The 16887-nt window shown below is 56.2% G+C and carries 17 protein-coding genes and 2 pseudogenes; 9 read left to right on the forward strand and 10 right to left on the reverse strand.

Annotated elements, in window-relative coordinates; all coding sequences use genetic code 11:
• The first annotated feature begins 66 nt into the window (after positions 1–66).
• Genes CQ041_RS20575 through CQ041_RS20585 form a run of 3 tightly spaced genes read left to right on the forward strand, consistent with a single transcriptional unit; the run spans position 67 to position 2550 of the window.
• Entirely contained in the window at positions 67–759 is a 693-nt protein-coding gene (locus tag CQ041_RS20575) for a fumarylacetoacetate hydrolase family protein (protein WP_105524092.1), read from the forward strand.
• A 42-nt stretch (positions 760–801) separates the two neighbouring features.
• The gene (locus CQ041_RS20580) at positions 802–1560 is read left to right on the forward strand and encodes an SDR family oxidoreductase (RefSeq protein ID WP_105524093.1); all 759 of its coding nucleotides are present in this window, start codon (positions 802–804) and stop codon (positions 1558–1560) included.
• A 33-nt stretch (positions 1561–1593) separates the two neighbouring features.
• A complete protein-coding gene (locus CQ041_RS20585) occupies positions 1594–2550 on the forward strand; it encodes a 2-hydroxyacid dehydrogenase (protein ID WP_105524094.1) in 957 nt (318 codons plus the stop codon).
• 337 nt (positions 2551–2887) lie between these two features.
• Here the strand turns inward: CQ041_RS20585 and CQ041_RS20590 are convergent, their stop codons facing one another.
• The 7 genes from CQ041_RS20590 to CQ041_RS20620 form a co-directional block, all read right to left on the reverse strand.
• Positions 2888–4489 (reverse strand): acyl-CoA synthetase, encoded by a 1602-nt coding sequence (locus CQ041_RS20590; RefSeq protein WP_105524095.1) that lies wholly within the window; start codon positions 4487–4489, stop codon positions 2888–2890.
• Positions 4486–5655 carry an acetyl-CoA acetyltransferase gene (locus CQ041_RS20595; protein ID WP_105524096.1) on the reverse strand — a complete coding sequence of 390 codons (1170 nt, stop codon included), beginning with the start codon at positions 5653–5655 and terminating at the stop codon, positions 4486–4488. Before CQ041_RS20595 ends, CQ041_RS20590 begins: the two co-directional genes overlap by 4 nt.
• A 100-nt stretch (positions 5656–5755) precedes the next feature.
• Positions 5756–7090: an aspartate aminotransferase family protein gene (locus tag CQ041_RS20600; protein WP_105524097.1), complete on the reverse strand. Its 1335-nt coding sequence runs from the start codon at positions 7088–7090 to the stop codon at positions 5756–5758.
• Positions 7091–7339: 249 nt separating this feature from the next.
• Positions 7340–8098: an amino acid ABC transporter ATP-binding protein gene (locus tag CQ041_RS20605; protein WP_105524098.1), complete on the reverse strand. Its 759-nt coding sequence runs from the start codon at positions 8096–8098 to the stop codon at positions 7340–7342.
• Positions 8091–8813: an amino acid ABC transporter permease gene (locus tag CQ041_RS20610; RefSeq protein ID WP_105524099.1), complete on the reverse strand. Its 723-nt coding sequence runs from the start codon at positions 8811–8813 to the stop codon at positions 8091–8093. Before CQ041_RS20610 ends, CQ041_RS20605 begins: the two co-directional genes overlap by 8 nt.
• An 18-nt stretch (positions 8814–8831) precedes the next feature.
• Positions 8832–9698, reverse strand: a complete 867-nt coding sequence (locus CQ041_RS20615; protein ID WP_105524100.1) for a transporter substrate-binding domain-containing protein — start codon at positions 9696–9698, stop codon at positions 8832–8834.
• A 318-nt stretch (positions 9699–10016) separates the two neighbouring features.
• Positions 10017–10694: a GntR family transcriptional regulator gene (locus tag CQ041_RS20620; RefSeq protein WP_105524101.1), complete on the reverse strand. Its 678-nt coding sequence runs from the start codon at positions 10692–10694 to the stop codon at positions 10017–10019.
• 207 nt (positions 10695–10901) lie between these two features.
• Between CQ041_RS20620 and CQ041_RS26905 the strand changes: the two are divergent.
• Together CQ041_RS26905 and CQ041_RS20630 are read left to right on the forward strand one after the other, a co-directional pair.
• Positions 10902–11066 (forward strand): annotated as a pseudogene (locus CQ041_RS26905) (inositol monophosphatase); the annotation flags it as partial.
• 554 nt (positions 11067–11620) lie between these two features.
• Positions 11621–12013 (forward strand): annotated as a pseudogene (locus CQ041_RS20630) (endonuclease); the annotation flags it as partial.
• Between the two features lie 31 nt (positions 12014–12044).
• Here CQ041_RS20630 and CQ041_RS20635 read toward each other — a convergent pair.
• Positions 12045–12410: an SPOR domain-containing protein gene (locus tag CQ041_RS20635; protein WP_105524102.1), complete on the reverse strand. Its 366-nt coding sequence runs from the start codon at positions 12408–12410 to the stop codon at positions 12045–12047.
• Positions 12411–12672: 262 nt separating this feature from the next.
• Between CQ041_RS20635 and csrA the strand changes: the two genes are divergently transcribed.
• Complete coding sequence (gene csrA / locus CQ041_RS20640; protein ID WP_003192511.1) at positions 12673–12867, forward strand: carbon storage regulator CsrA; 195 nt, start codon at positions 12673–12675, stop codon at positions 12865–12867.
• 73 nt (positions 12868–12940) lie between these two features.
• On the opposite strand, the gene CQ041_RS20645 is transcribed toward csrA, so the two are convergent.
• Positions 12941–13618, reverse strand: coding sequence for an HAD-IA family hydrolase (locus CQ041_RS20645; protein WP_105524103.1), 678 nt, complete (start codon positions 13616–13618; stop codon positions 12941–12943).
• Positions 13619–13819: 201 nt separating this feature from the next.
• Between CQ041_RS20645 and CQ041_RS20650 the strand changes: the two genes are divergently transcribed.
• From CQ041_RS20650 to CQ041_RS20660, 3 genes are read left to right on the forward strand one after another with little or no spacing between them, the layout of a single operon-like run.
• Positions 13820–14065, forward strand: coding sequence for a DUF2790 domain-containing protein (locus tag CQ041_RS20650; RefSeq protein ID WP_105524104.1), 246 nt, complete (start codon positions 13820–13822; stop codon positions 14063–14065).
• Between the two features lie 42 nt (positions 14066–14107).
• Positions 14108–14779 carry a heavy metal response regulator transcription factor gene (locus CQ041_RS20655; RefSeq protein ID WP_105524105.1) on the forward strand — a complete coding sequence of 224 codons (672 nt, stop codon included), beginning with the start codon at positions 14108–14110 and terminating at the stop codon, positions 14777–14779.
• Positions 14776–16176: a heavy metal sensor histidine kinase gene (locus tag CQ041_RS20660; protein ID WP_105524106.1), complete on the forward strand. Its 1401-nt coding sequence runs from the start codon at positions 14776–14778 to the stop codon at positions 16174–16176. The genes CQ041_RS20655 and CQ041_RS20660 overlap by 4 nt, the downstream gene beginning before the upstream one ends.
• Before the next feature lie 75 nt (positions 16177–16251).
• Here CQ041_RS20660 and pcp read toward each other — a convergent pair whose 3' ends face one another.
• Entirely contained in the window at positions 16252–16881 is a 630-nt protein-coding gene (gene pcp / locus CQ041_RS20665; protein ID WP_105524107.1) for a pyroglutamyl-peptidase I, read from the reverse strand.
• Positions 16882–16887 lie beyond the last annotated feature (6 nt).

Below are 16887 nucleotides of genomic sequence, written 5' to 3' on the forward strand. Positions count from 1 at the left end.
GCTTTCGTCCAACTTCGCAAAATGATGCCGCCGTAGGCTGATGCTTCCAACAGGACAACGACAAAAATGACTATGACCGAATACGTTTTCACTCCGGATTTGCCCGTGACCTTGCCGGTTGCCGGCAGCCAGCAGCGCTTTCCCGTTGGCCGGGTATTTTGCGTCGGACGCAATTACCCCTGGCCAGATACTCAAGGGCAATCCCGCCAGCCGCCCGTGTTCTTCATGAAACCGGCGAACAACGTGGTGGATGCCGTGGGTGAGGTGGCGTTCCCGTCGTTGACCGAAGAATTCGCCCACGAAATCGAACTTGTCGTGGCGATTGGTGAAGGTGGCGCGAACATTCCGGAAAGCCAGGCCTTGGCATATGTTTGGGGCTACGCCGCCGGACTTGACCTGACTCGTCGTGATGTCCAGCGTCTGGCCAAATGCAATGGTTTGCCTTGGGAAGGTGCCAAGGTGTTCGACGGCGCCGCACCGATGACCGCCATTGTGCCGGTCACTCGCACAGGGCATCCCGATGGGGAGTTGTGGTTGAACGTCAATGGCGAGGAACGCCAGCGCGACAGCCTCGACAGCCAGATCTGGTCTGTCAGTGAAATCATCAGCCGTATTTCACAATACGTCGCTCTCAGAGCCGGCGACCTGATCATGACCGGCAGCCCGGCAGGCGTCGATGTGCTGCAACCCGGCGACATTATCAATGCCGGAATCGATGGCATCGGCCAACTGGAAATGCGCGTCAGTCAGCGTCCTTGACCCCGGCATTCGCACCCTCGAATTGAATAAGGAGAAAACACCATGAACAGTTCTTTGAAAGTAGCCCTGGTGACCGGCGCCGGCAGCGGAATCGGCCGCGCCGTGGCCCTCGGCCTGCTGGCCGATGGATTCAAACTGGTATTGGCTGGACGCCGGCCCGAGCCTTTGCAGGAATTGGTCGATTTGGCAGTCAACGAAGGACACGAAGCGTTAGCAGTGCCCACCGATGTGCGCGATCCGGCCAGTGTCGACGCGCTGTTTGCAACCATCGCAGAGGTGTACGGGCGCCTGGACGTCGTATTCAACAACGCCGGGGTCAATGCCCCCGCCGTACCACTAGATGAACTAACGTTCGAGCAGTGGCGAAACGTGATCGACACCAACCTCAACGGCGTTTTCCTCTGTGCTCGCGGCGCCTTCGCACTGATGCGCCGGCAACAGCCACAAGGCGGTCGCATCATCAACAACGGTTCGATTTCAGCCCATACTCCACGACCTTTGAGCAGCGCTTATACCGCCAGCAAACATGCGGTGCTGGGACTGACCAAATCCCTCGCCCTTGACGGGCGAGAATTCAACATTGCCTGCAGTCAGATCGACATCGGCAACGCCCTGACTGAAATGTCGGTGCGCATGACCAAAGGCGTACGCCAGGCCAACGGCACCATCGCGGTAGAACCGATGGTGGACGTCAAGCATGTGGCCGATGCCGTGCGCTACATCGCCGGTCTGCCGCTGGAGGCGAACGTCCTGAACATGACGGTCATGGCCACCGCCATGCCGTTTGCCGGTCGCGGTTGAACCCGCCATTCCATTTCGTTATTTGAGGTTTACATGAAGCCAGAAGTCTTGCAGCTCAGCCCGATCCTGATCCCTGAAATAAACAGCCGGCTCAATGAACTGTTTACGGTCAGACGCTATTTCGAGCAGGCCGACAAACCAGCCTATTTGCAGGAGCATGGCGTGAGCATTCGCGGCGTGATCACCGGCGGGCATACCGGCATCAGCCAGGCGCTGATGGCGCAACTGCCCAACCTGGAAGTGGTGGCGGTCAACGGCGTGGGCACCGATGCGGTGGATCTGGCCTACGCCCGGGATCGCGGGATCCGCGTGACCGCGACGATCGGCGCGCTGACCGAAGATGTCGCCGATCTGGCGATCGGATTGTTGATTGCTGTATGTCGTGGGTTATGCACCAGTGATCGTTACGTGCGCTCGGGCCAATGGCCCCACAGCGCGACACCGTTGGCACCGTTGCCGTTGGCCCGCCAGGTCTCCGGCATGCGCATCGGTATCGTCGGCATGGGCCGCGTCGGGCGGGCAGTGGCGACCCGCGCAGCGGCGTTCGGCTGCCCGATCAGTTACACCGATCTGCAGCCGATGAGCGATGTGAACTACACCTTCATCGCCGATCTGCAGCAACTGGCCAGCAACAGCGATGCGTTGATTCTCGCGGCCGCCGCCGACAAGGCTGAAGCCATCATCAATGCCCAGGTGCTGCAAGCCTTGGGCAAGGGCGGGTATTTGATCAACGTGGCTCGCGGCAAACTCGTCAACGAGGCTGATCTGGTGTCTGCGCTTGAAGCAGGTGAGATCGCAGGTGCGGCGCTGGATGTGTTTGTCGACGAGCCGAACGTTCCCGAGGCGCTGTTCGGCAACGAGCAAGTGGTGCTGCAGCCACACCGCGCCAGCGCGACTCTGCAGACCCGAACGCGAATGGGCGAGATGGTGGTGGCGAGCCTGGTTGACAGTTTTGCCGGGAAAACACCACTTGGGTGTGTGACCGGCTGAATAACGGCCACCTTGGGGGAGTAGCGAACCTTCAGAGGTGGCAAGGCCATTGCGCGGTCGTTCAGGTTACCCACAGCTGGCATTTGATGTGGGTCCGGTAAACACGCCCTGTCTCGTTGGTAGATTCCGAGCAACACCTTCGTCAGCGCTTTGATCATTGTTGACGACGCCACGAATGGGGCTTGCCACACTCCAGCCTGGATAGGGTGTAAACCAAAAAAATGACCTGTTAAGCATTGAGGTTTACAAGTCATTTTCTGGGTTTATCGCCTATCACCGCGCGCAGGCAGTACGCAAAGGAAGGCATTTAGCTTGCCTCGTTAACGAGCACCCTAGCTTAGAGCTCAACGGGTACACCTCGCCTCTTCAGCTCTTCCTTTATCAATAACTTGGTGACCTTTCCGTAACCCGACTTCGGAAGAGCCTCCCAAAAAAATACATGTTTGGGCACCTTGTAGCGGGCTATGCGCGCAGTCATCCACTCCAGCAGCTCCTCTTCCCTTAAGACCACACCCTGCCTGCGCACACAGACGGCAACTCCGATTTCACCCCAGTGAGCGTCAGGCAATCCCAGAACCGCAACCTCACTGATGTCTTCGTGAGTGAGGATCTTTTCTTCGATTTCGCGCGGGTAGATGTTGGAGCCGCCGGAGATGTACATGTCTGATGATCGTCCGGTGAGGTAGATGTAGCCTTCGGCATCCATGTGTCCCATATCACCTGTGCAGAACCAGCCATTGCGGAACGATTTCGCGTTTGCTTCGGGATTGTTGTAATAGCCGACGAATACCGCCGGGCCCACAACACAGACCTCTCCTGTCACTCCGGCCGCTAACTCGTTACCAGCTTCGTCCTGAATCGATACCTGCATGCCAGTTCGTTCATAGCCGCAGGTTGACGGGCGTTTAGCGTTTTCATGCTCGTAAGGAGGCAGTACCGTGATATTGCCAGTCACTTCACCGAGGCCGTAATACTGGACTAAGACGGGGCCGAGCTTCTCGAGTGCAAGTTTTTTGTCGGCTTCATACATGGGAGCGCCGGCATAAATTACATGGCGCAGACTCTGATGGTTCCATTTGTCCACACTGGGATGTTCGACCATCATTTTCAGCACTGTAGGCACTGTGAAAATATTCGTGAGACGGTGTCTTTCGATCAGCTCGAAGGCCAGGTCAATATCGAATCGGTCAGAAGACAAGACCACCGTCGGCGCTCCCCGCGCAACGATATTCAGTTGATGAATGCCGGCGCCATGAGACAACGGGGCAACGACCAGTGAGCCATCTTCATGAGTAGTACCCGGCAGGAGATCAGCCAGATGATTATTGACCACAAAGGCGAGCTGGCCATGAGTCAACACTGCCGCCTTAGGCTTGCCTGTCGTGCCTGATGTGAATAGAAACCAGCACGGGCTGTCCCGTCCCACTGCTGCGTTCGGTACGGACTCACCCAAGTGCTTGAGGATTAGATCGTTGGCAAACGGACGCTGATCTACGACTACCGGATTCGCCCCTTGTAGCCAGATTAAGTCCATCTGCGGCTCAGTTTTGCAAACAGCTGCGGCATGCTCAGGAAAGTCGCTCTGACAGAGAAAAACACGGCTCTGTGTGACTGATGCCATGTAGATCACTTCGTCGGGCGTTATGCGGAAGTTAGTGGGCACCCATATTGCCCCGAGCCGGAGCGTGGCGAACAGCGACTCAAACATCTCACTGCTGTTCTTCGAATGCACCAGCACTTTATCGCCGTGCCCTACCCCGCGCGCGGCGAGAGAAGCTGCCAATGCGCTGACACGACTGTCAAACTGAGCCCAGGTCAATGTCCTATCGCCAAAGATAATCGCCGGGTGATCGGGAAGGCGTCGCGCATTTTGGGTGACCCAGTTAGATAGGTTCATGACCCGTTCAGAAACCGCCGAAATCTGCGCAACCATCGTCATTTCGTACGCTCCAAGATAGAGACATAGTTGGTCACTGCCGCCCCCCCCATATTGAATACGCCCGCCAATTGGGTGTTTGGAACTTGCATGTCACCGGCCTCATTCATCAATTGCATAGCTGCCATCACATGCATCGACACGCCAGTGGCGCCCAAGGGATGACCTCTCGCCTTTAAGCCACCGGACACGTTGATTGGCAGCCGACCTTTCTTGTGGGTAATACCCTCACGTACAATCTTCCAGCCCTCACCTTGTTTCGCGAGCCCCATAGCCTCGTATTGCAGCATCTCCGCGATGGTGAAACAGTCGTGGGTCTCCACGAGGCTGATATCTCCCAGTGAAACTCCTGCGGTATTTCGCGCTGTGTCCCATGCGTGCCTTGCGCCCTCGAACACGAGCGGATCACGTCTCGAAAGCGGCAGGAAATCATTAACATGAATACGCGCGCGGAATCGGATAGACCGTTTCAATCGGGCAGCTGTTGCTTGATCTGCAAGCACAATCGCTGCTGCACCGTCCGAAACAAGCGAGCAGTCGGTGCGACGAAGCGGCCCAGCGACAATAGGGTTCCTTTCCGAAACTTCATTGCAGAACTGGAAACCAAGATCCTTGCGGATGTGTGCATAGGGGTTGTGAACCCCATTGGCGTGATTCTTCGCCGCGATGAGTGCTAGCTCTTCGCGATGATCACCGTAGCGGTCGAAGTATGCAGTGGCGATCCGACCGAATATTCCAGCAAAGCCCTCTGGGCTTTCTTCTTCACGACGGTAACAGCCACTGAGCAAGATGCCAGGGATGCTACTGGAGTCCACTGCGGTCATCTTTTCCGCGCCGATTACCAACGCAATGCGGCCGCGACCACTTTCGATGTAATCCATGGCCGCATGAATGGCAGCCGTGCCCGTCGCGCAAGCGTTTTCAACATGAACAGCCGGAGTAAAGCGCAAGGCCGGCTCGCCGAGCGCGACAAGTGCCGCTTCAAATCCTTGTGGAGTGAGGCCGTTGTTGTAGACGCCTACAGAGATCATATCTACATCACTGGGAGCCACTTGCGCATGCTCCAGAGCAGCCCGTGAAACCCGCGACATCAGAGACTCGATATCAAGATCATCGAGCTTGCCGAAGGGTGTATGTGCCCAACCTACAATCGCCGCCTGCCTAGACATGTGAACCCCTCCAGGGCGCGAACTTTTCTACCCGCGCCCATAACATCGATGAACCATCGCCGTTACCGAGGCGATAGCCTTCTGACCTGCGTGTCCCGCTTTACAACCGGTTTTGGAAAGCGATGACACCCTGTTCGAAAGCCGCGAGCATTTCTTCTACTTCAACATCGGAAATGGTCAGCGGAGGGCAGAACATCAGCCACTCACCGTAGGTCGCACCTGCAGTTCGGCGCGAAAACAGCAGCAAGCCGTACTCTCGGCAGATCAATCCGATTTGCTCACTGGCACGCATTTCATCGGGGAAAATTTCTTTGGTGTCCTTATCCACTACGATTTCAATCGCCATGTGCAAGCCGATACCGCGAATGTCGCCAATGACCCTTGTTCTTTGCTTGAGCTCCTCCAGGCGGGCACGGATTCGCTCACCGAGCACAGCTGCCCGTGGCATCAGCTCTTCATCCTCCAGCACTTGCAGCACCATGTTTGATGCAGCACATCCCAGCGGGTTGGCAGAGTAGGTGTGACCGTGCTTGAACCCACCGGATCGGCGGACGTCTTCAACCATTGAGGACGAGGCGATGACCGCACCTAGGGGTGCGTAGGAACCACTGACGCCTTTGGCCAGCGTGACAATGTCAGGGCGGCAATCTGGCCAGTGATGACCGGCAAGAAATTTCCCTGTACGGCCGGCGCCACTCATGATCTCGTCGTAGATCATCAAGACGCCGTAGCGGTCGCAGATCTCGCGGCACCGGTTGTAATAGCTCGTGGGCGAAACCAAGGCGCCTGTTGAAACACCACCTACCGGCTCAATCATGAATGCCAGCACTGTCTCTGGGCCCTGGGCGATGATGGTGTCTTCGAGTTGTTGGACGCAGCGATTAACCACATCATCAACAGTTTCATGAGCTGCCCTGCGATACAGCAGTGGAGCATCGACTTTCGGCATTTCGACAAACATGGGCTTGTAGGCCCGGGCATAATCGGCATCACCGGTGATGCCAAGCAAAGCGGTAGTGGCACCGTGATAGGACGGCACCCTACTGATGATTTTGTAGCGACTAGCCTGATCCCGAGAGACGGCGACCTGGCGTGCGAACTTGATAGCGGATTCATTGGCCTCGGAACCACCCGAAACGAAGAACGCGGCCTCGAAGTTCCAACCACTCAATCGAGCCAGACGCTCGGCCAATGCCTGGCTTGGATCGTTATCCCAACGCATACTATGTGCGTAGATGATTTTATTCATCTGTTCGCGCATCGCTTCGAGAACCCTGGGGTGTCCATGCCCAATGTTGACCGAGACAGCGCCTGAAGAGCCATCCAACAAACGCCTACCGGTATGATCCCAAATGTAAACACCTTCGCCGCGTACAACTTTTGGAAATTCCGCAGCACCGGTTGGAGTAATGAAATGCTGGTATCGCAAAGCCATGACCAAACCCTCTTTTTGGGTATGAGTACGCCGTCAACTCATAAGTCGACAACCAATTTATTGAACACAACAGCCACCTTCCGCCATCTAAACCAGCGTCAATCAAACACGTTTAAGCACATCAGAACTTGACGAATCTTAAATAAGAAGCGCAACCAAATCTTACCGACAAACATGCCATGTTAGCGACGCCACAAGCTCGATATACGGACTATGAAATTCCGACAGATGCCGAACTAAATCCCGCTTTTACCCCGTAGAAGCACGCTGCAAAAACCTAATCGTTCGTTCGTTTTTGGGATGATCAAACAATTGCTCGGGAGGCCCTTGCTCTATAATTTTGCCCCCATCCATGAACACTACTTCATCGGCCACTTCACGGGCGAAAGCCATTTCATGGGTGACCACAATCATCGTCATGCCCTGTTTGGCCAGATCACGCATGACATTTAACACTTCGCCCACAAGTTCAGGATCAAGTGCGCTAGTCGGTTCGTCAAACAGCATTGCATGCGGCCGCATCGCCAATGCTCTCGCAATCGCGACTCGTTGCTTCTGCCCGCCTGAAATTTCATCCGGAAAGTAATCAGCCCGCTGCGCCAACCCCACTCGGGCCAATAATTCCTGGGCCAATTTTTTGGCCTCTTTGGGTCGGTACCCTTTAACGGTTACAGGGCCTTCCATCACGTTTTGCAGCACGCTCATATGAGGAAACAGATTAAAGTCCTGAAACACCATTCCCAGACGGGCACGCACTGCGGATATTTGCTTACGGCTATGCGGCTTAGCGATACCAGATTCTGAATCAAAGAAAATACGCTGACCATCTAGAAGTATCAGTCCGGAGTCAGGGTGCTCGAGGTAGTTAATGCACCTGAGTAACGTGGACTTGCCGCTGCCGGACGGCCCAATAATGACCACTACCTTACCGGTCTCAATCTTTAGATTGATTCCCCGTAACACCTCGTGATCACCGTAAGCCTTGTTCAAACTCTTGAGCTCAATCATTGATCTCTCCCACGGCTGATCCTTGTGCATCAGGTGCAGCACGCGTGACTTTGCGCCGGTAACCACCCTGCGTGCGTTTTTCCAAGCGCCGAACCAGCAACGCGCAGGGATAGCTTACTGCGAGATAGAGCACGCCACAGATGGTATAAACAGTAAAGTATTCATAATTGCGCACCGCGATAATTTGACCCGCAAACATCAACTCTTGCAACGTAACAACCGATGCAAGAGCGCTATCTTTGAAGAGCGCAATCAAATAATTACCGAGCGATGGAAGTGTTAAGCGTATTGCCTGTGGAAGAATAACTCGGCGAAAGGCTTGGAATTCACTCATTCCCATAGCCGCTGCCGCCTCTCGCTGTCCTTGCGCTATGCCATTGATCCCACCGCGATAAACTTCACTCAGGTAAGCAATCATGCTCATTGAGAGGCCGATTACAGCAGCACTGAATGGCGCAACTTTGATACCCATTAGAGGGAAAACGTAGTACACATAAATCAGTTGCAGGATGACAGGTGTGCCCCGCATCACTTCAACATAGACATGGGCCAGAGCACGCACGAGCCTGAATCGGGACAACTGTGCTAGTGCGACCGGTATCGCCAGCACCGCACTCAAACTAAAAACGATTACCGTCAAGAGGACTGTAAGTCCAAGGCCCTTGAGAAACATAGGCCAGTAGTCGAGTACGACTGAAAAATTAAATAAGTCCATACGTCACCCCGAGCGTTCTCAGTCTTTATCAAGCGGGTGAAGAAACAGGTTGCGATTGCTAAGGCCGTACTTTTTCAGAATCGCAGCGACTTCGCCCGTTCCTCGCACCTCAGCCAGCGCCTGGGTGTACGCCGCACGGAATGTGCAGTCATCTTTGCGCAAACCATAGCGGGCATAGCCATACCCGTACCGTGTAATCATTTCTTCGGGAACCGGGACGTCTTTGAGTTGCTTGATTGGAAGTTTCGGATTGGATTTGACCCAATCGGCAACGGTTACGTCATCTTCCAATACCGCATCGACGCGTGCGGTGCTGAGTGCACCAATCTCCTGCTCGGCACCAGGGAAGGCAACTGATTCAGCACCAATTTTGCGCAGGTACTCATCAGCGGCAGATCCCACAACGGCACCGACTTTCTTGCCCTTAAGATCGGCATAAGAGCTGATTTGCAGTTCGGAATTGGCTGGCAATACGATTATCGGGCCGTACCACCAAGATGGGCCGGTAAAGCTGATGGCTTTTATGCGATCAGGCGTGACATGGATATTGGTGCCGATTACGTCTATTCTTTTGGAGATAAGCCCAGGTACCAACTGACCGACCGGCGTAACTTCATATTTTACGGACGTGATGCCCATCCACTTGAACGCGGCCTCGTTGATCTCTACGTCTATACCCTCGGCCTTGCCGGTCGTGGTATTGAGATAGGAGTGAGGAGGCGCTGAAACAATTCCAACAGTGACGCCGTCCTTGAGGTACTGACTGAAAGAATTATCACCACACTTTTCGTAGGTTGGGGATACCTCGTAAGCCAGCGCGGGCATAGAGAAGTTTGCGACCACGGCGAAACATACAGCCGTCAAAACACGTTCGCGAGCGTTCATGACTAAATTCCTACCTAACGTGATTAATTGAAATTGTTGGAACCGTTGGGTGGCAGTTACAAAGGTGAAGCACCGAAGGATACAGGGCTCATAAAGCACAGCTCTGCAAACCGGTTTTTCCATTCGAATCTCTTATTCGCATAACATCAGACAGGAAAAGCTCATCCACTCTTCCAGCAACCCCTCATCCCTGACAGGTGTAGCCGTAAGTCGAATGCTCGGTCATACAAACCACTATGACCTAACTCGCACAACCCTTAATAGATGTACTTTTGTCGGTTTGTACTCATGTATACATTGCTACCTTAAAAAAACCACCTACGCGGTGATTTCCTCAAGTTTGAGGGAAGAGTCGGCGTTCACACCTTCCAACACATGCGGCACGAGAGCCTTCTTGAATTGAACAAGGTCGTAGGTCTTTAAAATTTCCAGTAAGCGCTCGTGATCTTCATATACTTTGATGTTTGGAACCCTCAACCCCACGGCAATCAGAATCTTGCGAGACATCCGATCCCAAATATCCACCAGTGTACGGTTACCACTTGCCAGGTAAATGGCACGATGAAAGTCCATATCCGCTTGGGCGGCGAGAAATGCCGAACCTTTACGTATTGCACCTTGAAGATTGTGTAGAGCATCTTCAAAAGGCTCTAACAGCCTCTTGTCTTTAGCAATCGCACTCATTGCCAACTCCACTGCGTGAGTCTCCAGTATCACTCGTACAGACAACATCTGCTCCAGCGACTCCCGATCTACATCTATTAGACATATCTCACGGTTGGTGGTGACGACGATACCCTGGCTCTCAAGGGTCTTGAGGGCTTCACGGACAGGTACTCGACTAACGCCAAACGCCTCAGCCAGTTCAACCTCAATAAGGCGAGCACCAGGTGCAAGATGCCCGTGAATCGCAGCGCTCACGATAGAATCAGCCACCTGGTCTCCCAGAGTGCGGGAGCGCTCATTGGCTACAACCGGAAATTTCGAAATCGCCATCACTCTCACCTGTGGACGGTTTGACAGGACTCAACCGCAATGTATCTTAGTATACATAGATACATTGGTCATTCAACACCATTCGTCTAGCGAGTTCAGCGCCACGTTTCTGAACGACGTAGGAGGCACTGTGAAAGCCTCTCGAACGTTTGATGGGCTGCTGCCGGCTATCTCATGCGCTCCAGGCTGAGTGACATAACTGGTTGATGGGGCGAGGAAACAGGCCATGTTCTCACTGGATATCCATTCTGTTGGGTGGTCGACCCTAAGGATGGCACCAGCGATTTTTTGAGGGGCCTCGCAGGCTCAACCATATCTGTTGGGTTGCTCCATGACGGCAAATCTGTGATTGGCGAGGATGGGACACCTGTTCAATACACCACTGAGGCCACCATGGCGAAGGTATCAAGCGTTTCAACATCACTATCCAAGCACAAAACCTCACTGCTACCGCACAACTACAGCGTGCCCACGGGAATACGGTAAGACACGTAGCCACCTCCCGCACAGGAGTGGCTCGCCTCGGTGGATATACAGGCGGCAATTACGCATCAGTTGCAGCCTTGCAGAGGCCGACACCTTTCCCGAAAACCTAGGATTGGGGGAGATGCAGTGATCGGAGCATATAAGGAAAAGATGGCAAGAGGCCCGTATTTGGATCACGTGTCACTCACTGCCTAGATGGGGTGTGAGCAAGCTGCGCGGTAAACAAGCGCAGAGAAATGCGAAAGCTTTCCAAAGGTTCAGCTTCAGGAGCAACTGAGGTGATTTGAAAATGATTAACGTGAGGCGCCTGAGAATAGGGGTTACAAAAACCCGCCTCATAACATACCGTTCGTCGGGAAGGATCCGACCTTGCCGACACCCTAAAATGTCAACATTGACACGATTCTATAGGAGTCTTCGACAAGCAAAATATCAATCAAGATATTGAATTTAAACGATTTTTTGCAAAAATCTTAAAATTTCAATGCGAAGCCCAATCGGATAAGAATGTAAACCGCGGTCGAAACAACTTCAGTTTTGGCTGGCTGCCGGTGCAACGCGGGCAGTACGGCTCATGCCTGACCCAGGTGGATTTCAAGGCCAAGAAGGTCATGCCGCGTCCGTCCATTCGCGGAATGATTGCCCGAACCTATTTCTACATGAGCAAGCAATAAGGGCTGCGCCTGTCAAAACAGGACCGCCAGCTCTACGAAGCCTGGAACAGGACCTACCCGGTGCAAGCCTGGGAGCGCCAGCGCAACCAGACGGTGGCCTGCGTGATGGGGCGTGGCAATGAATTTGTCGGCCCGGTGAATCTCAAGGCCCGTGGCTGAAGGCGGGCGGGAACTCCGCCCAGCCTAAGCGTTACTGTGCGGGGGTGTGTTCGATGATTTCGGACACGGTATCGGTTTTCTTGGCGCGGGCCATTTTCTCGTTGAGCAGGGTTTGCTTGGCCTCGGCTTCGGCCCTGGTCGCGAACGGGCCCAGCAGCACTTCGTCCTTGCCGTCGACTTTGACGATATAAAAATTGAAACCATGTTCCAGCAACCAGGCGGTCAGGTCGGTAATCGCCTGCAACTTATGGTCGGGCGGACCTACCCGCACGTCCCATTCCTGAGCGGCAATCGCACCGGCCTGAGGCTGGCTTTCGACCACGGCAGGCTTGGCCTTGGGGGCGTCTACGCGCTTGCCTTCACCGCAACCGGCCAATGCCAACACCGCAATTGCCATCGCTACTTTACGCACTGCCCTGCTCCTTTAAGGATAAAGAGGCGACTTTATCATTCACTGTCTATTCTGGCCGTCATAAACGTTGGCTTAAACAATGCGAATGATGTATCGCAGACCTGTATGATGCCGCCATGGGAATTAATGTCGCCTCTATGCGTCCTAAAAGAGGCAGTCACAGGGAAGCGCTTAGCAGTAAGCTACACACATCCGACACCTGCCCTGTCTGAAACATGTGTCCTTAAAAGTAATCAAGGAGAAGTCCATGCTTATACTCACCCGCAAAGTCGGTGAAAGCATAAACATCGGTGATGACATCACGATCACCATCCTGGGCGTAAGCGGCCAGCAAGTACGAATCGGCATCAATGCTCCGAAAGACGTTGCCGTACATCGTGAGGAAATCTACCAGCGCATCCAGGCCGGCCTGACTGCTCCGGACAAAAACCAGACGCCTTGAAGTGCACCCAGTAGCCAGCCCTTTCGTTCACTGTAACGGCTGGCGAAGACTCACAGGCCACGGCACATCTGCATCAGCCCGCATGACTGTGCAAGTGCAACAGGCCATCAGCGTCGCGCTGCACCCGGAGCTGTTCGTAACCGTCAATCGAGGCGTGCTGCGTCACCATGGGTGTGTGGTGTGTCGCCGTCACCACCATCACATCCGCCCCCGCCGCTTCCCCCGCACGAATGCCCACCGTCGCATCCTCGAACACTAGGCAGTCCTGCACGGGAACACCCAGGCGTTGGGCCCCCAGCACATAACACGCGGGATTCGGCTTGCCGAGGGCCACATCTTCTGCCGTTACCAGCGCAGCCGGCGGCGCAATGCCTGCGGCTTGCAAGCGACGCAACGCCAGTGCCCGAGGAGCGGAGGTCACCAAGGCCCATTGATCACCCGGCAGGCTGTTCAAAAACTCGATAGCACCGGCAATCGCCACGACCCCCTCGACATCGTCGATCTCGGCCTGGGTAATCCACTGCGCCTCGACTTCAGGATCAACACCGGGCAATGACTGGCGCGTGATCGTGTCGATCGCGCGAGCGCCGTGGATGGTGGTCAGGAAGCGCGGCACATCCAGGCCATGCCGCTCGGCCCAGGTGCTCCACACACGCTCGGCGGCAGCGATGGAGTTGAGCAGAGTACCGTCCATATCAAACAGAAAAGCGCGGTAAGGGCGGGCGATTACGGCTGGACCAGGGATCGACACGGCGTGAATTCCTTGTGAGTGGGAACGATGCAAAGGGCCGGAGCAATCTACGGACCGCCTGCGCGCTTGTAAACGCTGCCAGCACGACGGGCCTTTGATTACAAACTTGTCATCCTTCTGTTGGCGGGCTGTCCGGGACGCTTGGTTACCGTGAAATGACTGCCATGACGTGGCACCCACCCCACAACCCGAGTAATCCTCATGAAAGCCTTGATCATCGCCCTTGCCGCGCTTCTCAGCGCGGGCCCCGTGCTCGCAGCCGAGCCCGTCATCCACGACCAGACGGGATTTTTCGTACACATGGATGTCGCCAAAGTGCTGTCGAGCACCGACACCTTCGGCCAGTGCGGCCTCGTCCCCGTGCGCTTCGACTACCTTGACCACCAGGGCCGAGAGCACGTGTTGGACTACAAGGTCTATGCCACGGGCTGCCCCGGTGGCAACTGATCGGACTACACTTGCGCGACGAATTGGACCAAGGCATTTCCCATGAACATTCTCGTAGTCGAAGACGAACCCAAGGCCGGCAATTACTTGCTCAATGGCCTTCAGGAACAGGGCTATTCCGTGAGCCTCGCCCGTGACGGTGTGGACGGCCTGCACCTGGCCCTGGAAATGCCGTTCGACGTCATCGTGCTGGATGTAATGATGCCCAGGATGGACGGCTGGGAAGTGCTGCGTCGCCTGCGCAAGGAAGTGGACACGCCAGTCCTGTTCCTGACCGCCCGCGATGACATCGCCGACCGCATCAAAGGCCTGGAACTGGGCGCCGATGATTACCTGATCAAGCCGTTCTCGTTCGCCGAACTGGTGGCGCGGCTGCGCACCCTGACGCGTCGCGGGCCGACCCGGGAAGAAGAGCAACTGCAGATCGCCGACCTGCACATCGATGTATTGAAACGTCGCGTCACCCGCGCAGGGACGCGCATCACACTGACCAACAAAGAATTCGCGCTGCTGCACCTGTTCGCCAGCCACCAGGACCAGGTGCTCTCCCGCTCGTTGATCGCCTCGCGGGTATGGGACATGAACTTCGACAGCGACACCAACGTGGTCGACGTCGCAGTCAGGCGACTGCGCCTGAAAATCGATGACCCGTTCCAGCTCAAGCTGATCCACAGCGTGCGTGGCATCGGCTACCGCTTTGATACCCAGCCATGAGCAAGCCGATTCACCATTCCCTGACCCTGAAGCTGGCGCTGATCTTCGCGCTGCTCGCCTTCGTGCTCATGGCAACCCTGGGGGTAGCGCTGTATCGCGAGCTTGAGCGCGAGCTGATCATGCGTGACGATGCCGCGCTGATCTCCCGCGTCGATCAACTGCGCAACCTGCTCAACGACAGCAACACCCTGGACCTGATCAAGACCAAGCCCGAGCTGTTCCAGAACATGCTGGGCAATCGCGAGTCGATACTGAGCATCGCCACGCCCGGGCAAACACCGCTGTTGCTGGTGAACCCCACGGGCATCGACTTGCCGTCGGTACAGCCGGTGCGCAAAGGCCACATCCTCAGCCTGAGTGACGTACAGCATTTGCCGGGGGTGAACGGTGTCCCGTTCGCCATCGTCGCCGCCTCCATCGACTCGGGCGATTTGGGCAGCCTGCAAGTGACCTCCGGGCGCCTGATGACCGAGCGCACCGCCGTGCTCGCCAATTACCGGTTGAGCGTCTACCTCCTCGCAGGGGTCGCCGCGGTAGTGCTGGCACTGGCGGGCTATCTGCTGGTGCACCGCGGGCTGCTGCCCTTGCGACGCCTGGCGCGCCATGCGCAGGGTATTGGCGTCAGCAACCTCACCGAACGGCTCGACAGCGACAGGGCGCCCAAGGAACTGCTGCCAATGATCGACGCGTTCAACACCATGCTCGAGCGCCTGGGCAAGGGCTTTACACAATTGAGCCAGGTGTCCACCGACATGGCCCACGAGCTGCGTACCCCTATCAACAACCTGCTGGGAGAAACCCAGGTCGCCCTGCAGCAGGACCGCAGCCCTGAAGCCTACCAGCACCTGTTGGCGTCCAATGTCGAGGAACTGGAACGCCTGGCGCGCATGCTCGACAACATGCTGTTCCTCGCGCGCACCGACCCGGCCAGCGCCCTGAGCCAGCGTCAGGCGTTGAGCGCCGCCGATGAACTGGAACGTATTGCCGATTACTTCGAAGGCCCGGCGGGCGATGCAGACATGCGCATTCAGGCCCAGGGAGAAGGCGTGATCTGGGCCGAGCCGATTCTACTGCGCCGGGCACTGGCGAACCTGTGCGCGAATGCCATCAAGTACGGTGCGCCGGATAGCGAGTTGCTGCTCGAGGCCGTTGCAACGGCTGAGGGTACTCACCTGACGGTCACCAACCGAGGCGACACCATTGCCGCCGAGCATCTGCCACGCCTGTTCGAACGGTTTTACCGCGTGGATCAATCGCGGGAGCGCTCGGCCCACTCCAACGGACTGGGCCTCTCGATTGTCGCGACCATCATGCAATTGCACAACGGGCATTACAGCGTCAGCAGCGACGAGGGCGTCACCCGCTTTGCGTTGTTTTTCCCGGCACGCGGGGTGTGAATCACCGGCTCAATCGAACGCACTGTTGAGCACTTCGTAAATGATTCAGGCTGCCATCGTCGGCGCAAGCCCCCGTCAACTCACCTGACCGCCAACGTCCAGGATATCCACTGACGTGCGCCAGGCCACGGCCACCGCAACGCGCAAGCCCTCGACCTGGCTCGCCAGTGCCATCGACGGCTCGCGCGTACCCGGAAGCCTGGGCACATGGATAAAGCCGCTGCGCACCCCGGAACCCGCCAACAGGTGCTGCAATCGATAGAACACCTGGTTGCAGACGAAGGTGCCCGCCGTCTGTGACACCGACGCCGCAATGCCGGCCTCGCGTATCGTCCTGACCATCGCCTTGGCCGGCAGCGTGGTGAAGTAAGCTGCCGGGCCATCGGGGACGACGGGGGTATCGACCGGCTGCTCGCCCAGGTTGTCGGGGATGCGCGCGTCGTTGATATTGATCGCCACCCGTTCGATGGAAATATCGCTGCGCCCGGGCCCTAGCCCGGTGGCAATGACCATCGAGGGGCGCAGTTCGGCAATCAACCGGGCCAGGCAGTCGGGCGCCGTTGCGAAGGCGCAGGGCAAGCAACGCGCAACGATCTGTACGTCGGCCGCCAATCGCTCGCCGTCCAACTGGCGCACGGCCTCCCATGACGGATTGACCGCGTCCTGATCAAAAGGCTCGAAGCCTGTCAGCAGCAGGGTTTGCATGTTCGC

The organism is Pseudomonas sp. MYb60 (assembly GCF_002979555.1).
Taxonomy (GTDB): domain Bacteria; phylum Pseudomonadota; class Gammaproteobacteria; order Pseudomonadales; family Pseudomonadaceae; genus Aquipseudomonas.

What these genes read in the sequence shown, in the direction of transcription:
- CQ041_RS20575 (WP_105524092.1), top strand. Translation starts at nt 67, where the DNA reads ATGACTATGACCGAATACGTTTTCACTCCGGATTTGCCCGTGACCTTG.
- CQ041_RS20580 (WP_105524093.1), top strand. Translation starts at nt 802, where the DNA reads ATGAACAGTTCTTTGAAAGTAGCCCTGGTGACCGGCGCCGGCAGCGGA.
- CQ041_RS20585 (WP_105524094.1), top strand. Translation starts at nt 1,594, where the DNA reads ATGAAGCCAGAAGTCTTGCAGCTCAGCCCGATCCTGATCCCTGAAATA.
- CQ041_RS20590 (WP_105524095.1), bottom strand. Translation starts at nt 4,489, where the DNA reads ATGACGATGGTTGCGCAGATTTCGGCGGTTTCTGAACGGGTCATGAAC.
- CQ041_RS20595 (WP_105524096.1), bottom strand. Translation starts at nt 5,655, where the DNA reads ATGTCTAGGCAGGCGGCGATTGTAGGTTGGGCACATACACCCTTCGGC.
- CQ041_RS20600 (WP_105524097.1), bottom strand. Translation starts at nt 7,090, where the DNA reads ATGGCTTTGCGATACCAGCATTTCATTACTCCAACCGGTGCTGCGGAA.
- CQ041_RS20605 (WP_105524098.1), bottom strand. Translation starts at nt 8,098, where the DNA reads ATGATTGAGCTCAAGAGTTTGAACAAGGCTTACGGTGATCACGAGGTG.
- CQ041_RS20610 (WP_105524099.1), bottom strand. Translation starts at nt 8,813, where the DNA reads ATGGACTTATTTAATTTTTCAGTCGTACTCGACTACTGGCCTATGTTT.
- CQ041_RS20615 (WP_105524100.1), bottom strand. Translation starts at nt 9,698, where the DNA reads ATGAACGCTCGCGAACGTGTTTTGACGGCTGTATGTTTCGCCGTGGTC.
- CQ041_RS20620 (WP_105524101.1), bottom strand. Translation starts at nt 10,694, where the DNA reads ATGGCGATTTCGAAATTTCCGGTTGTAGCCAATGAGCGCTCCCGCACT.
- CQ041_RS20635 (WP_105524102.1), bottom strand. Translation starts at nt 12,410, where the DNA reads ATGGCAATTGCGGTGTTGGCATTGGCCGGTTGCGGTGAAGGCAAGCGC.
- csrA (WP_003192511.1), top strand. Translation starts at nt 12,673, where the DNA reads ATGCTTATACTCACCCGCAAAGTCGGTGAAAGCATAAACATCGGTGAT.
- CQ041_RS20650 (WP_105524104.1), top strand. Translation starts at nt 13,820, where the DNA reads ATGAAAGCCTTGATCATCGCCCTTGCCGCGCTTCTCAGCGCGGGCCCC.
- CQ041_RS20655 (WP_105524105.1), top strand. Translation starts at nt 14,108, where the DNA reads ATGAACATTCTCGTAGTCGAAGACGAACCCAAGGCCGGCAATTACTTG.
- CQ041_RS20660 (WP_105524106.1), top strand. Translation starts at nt 14,776, where the DNA reads ATGAGCAAGCCGATTCACCATTCCCTGACCCTGAAGCTGGCGCTGATC.
- pcp (WP_105524107.1), bottom strand. Translation starts at nt 16,881, where the DNA reads ATGCAAACCCTGCTGCTGACAGGCTTCGAGCCTTTTGATCAGGACGCG.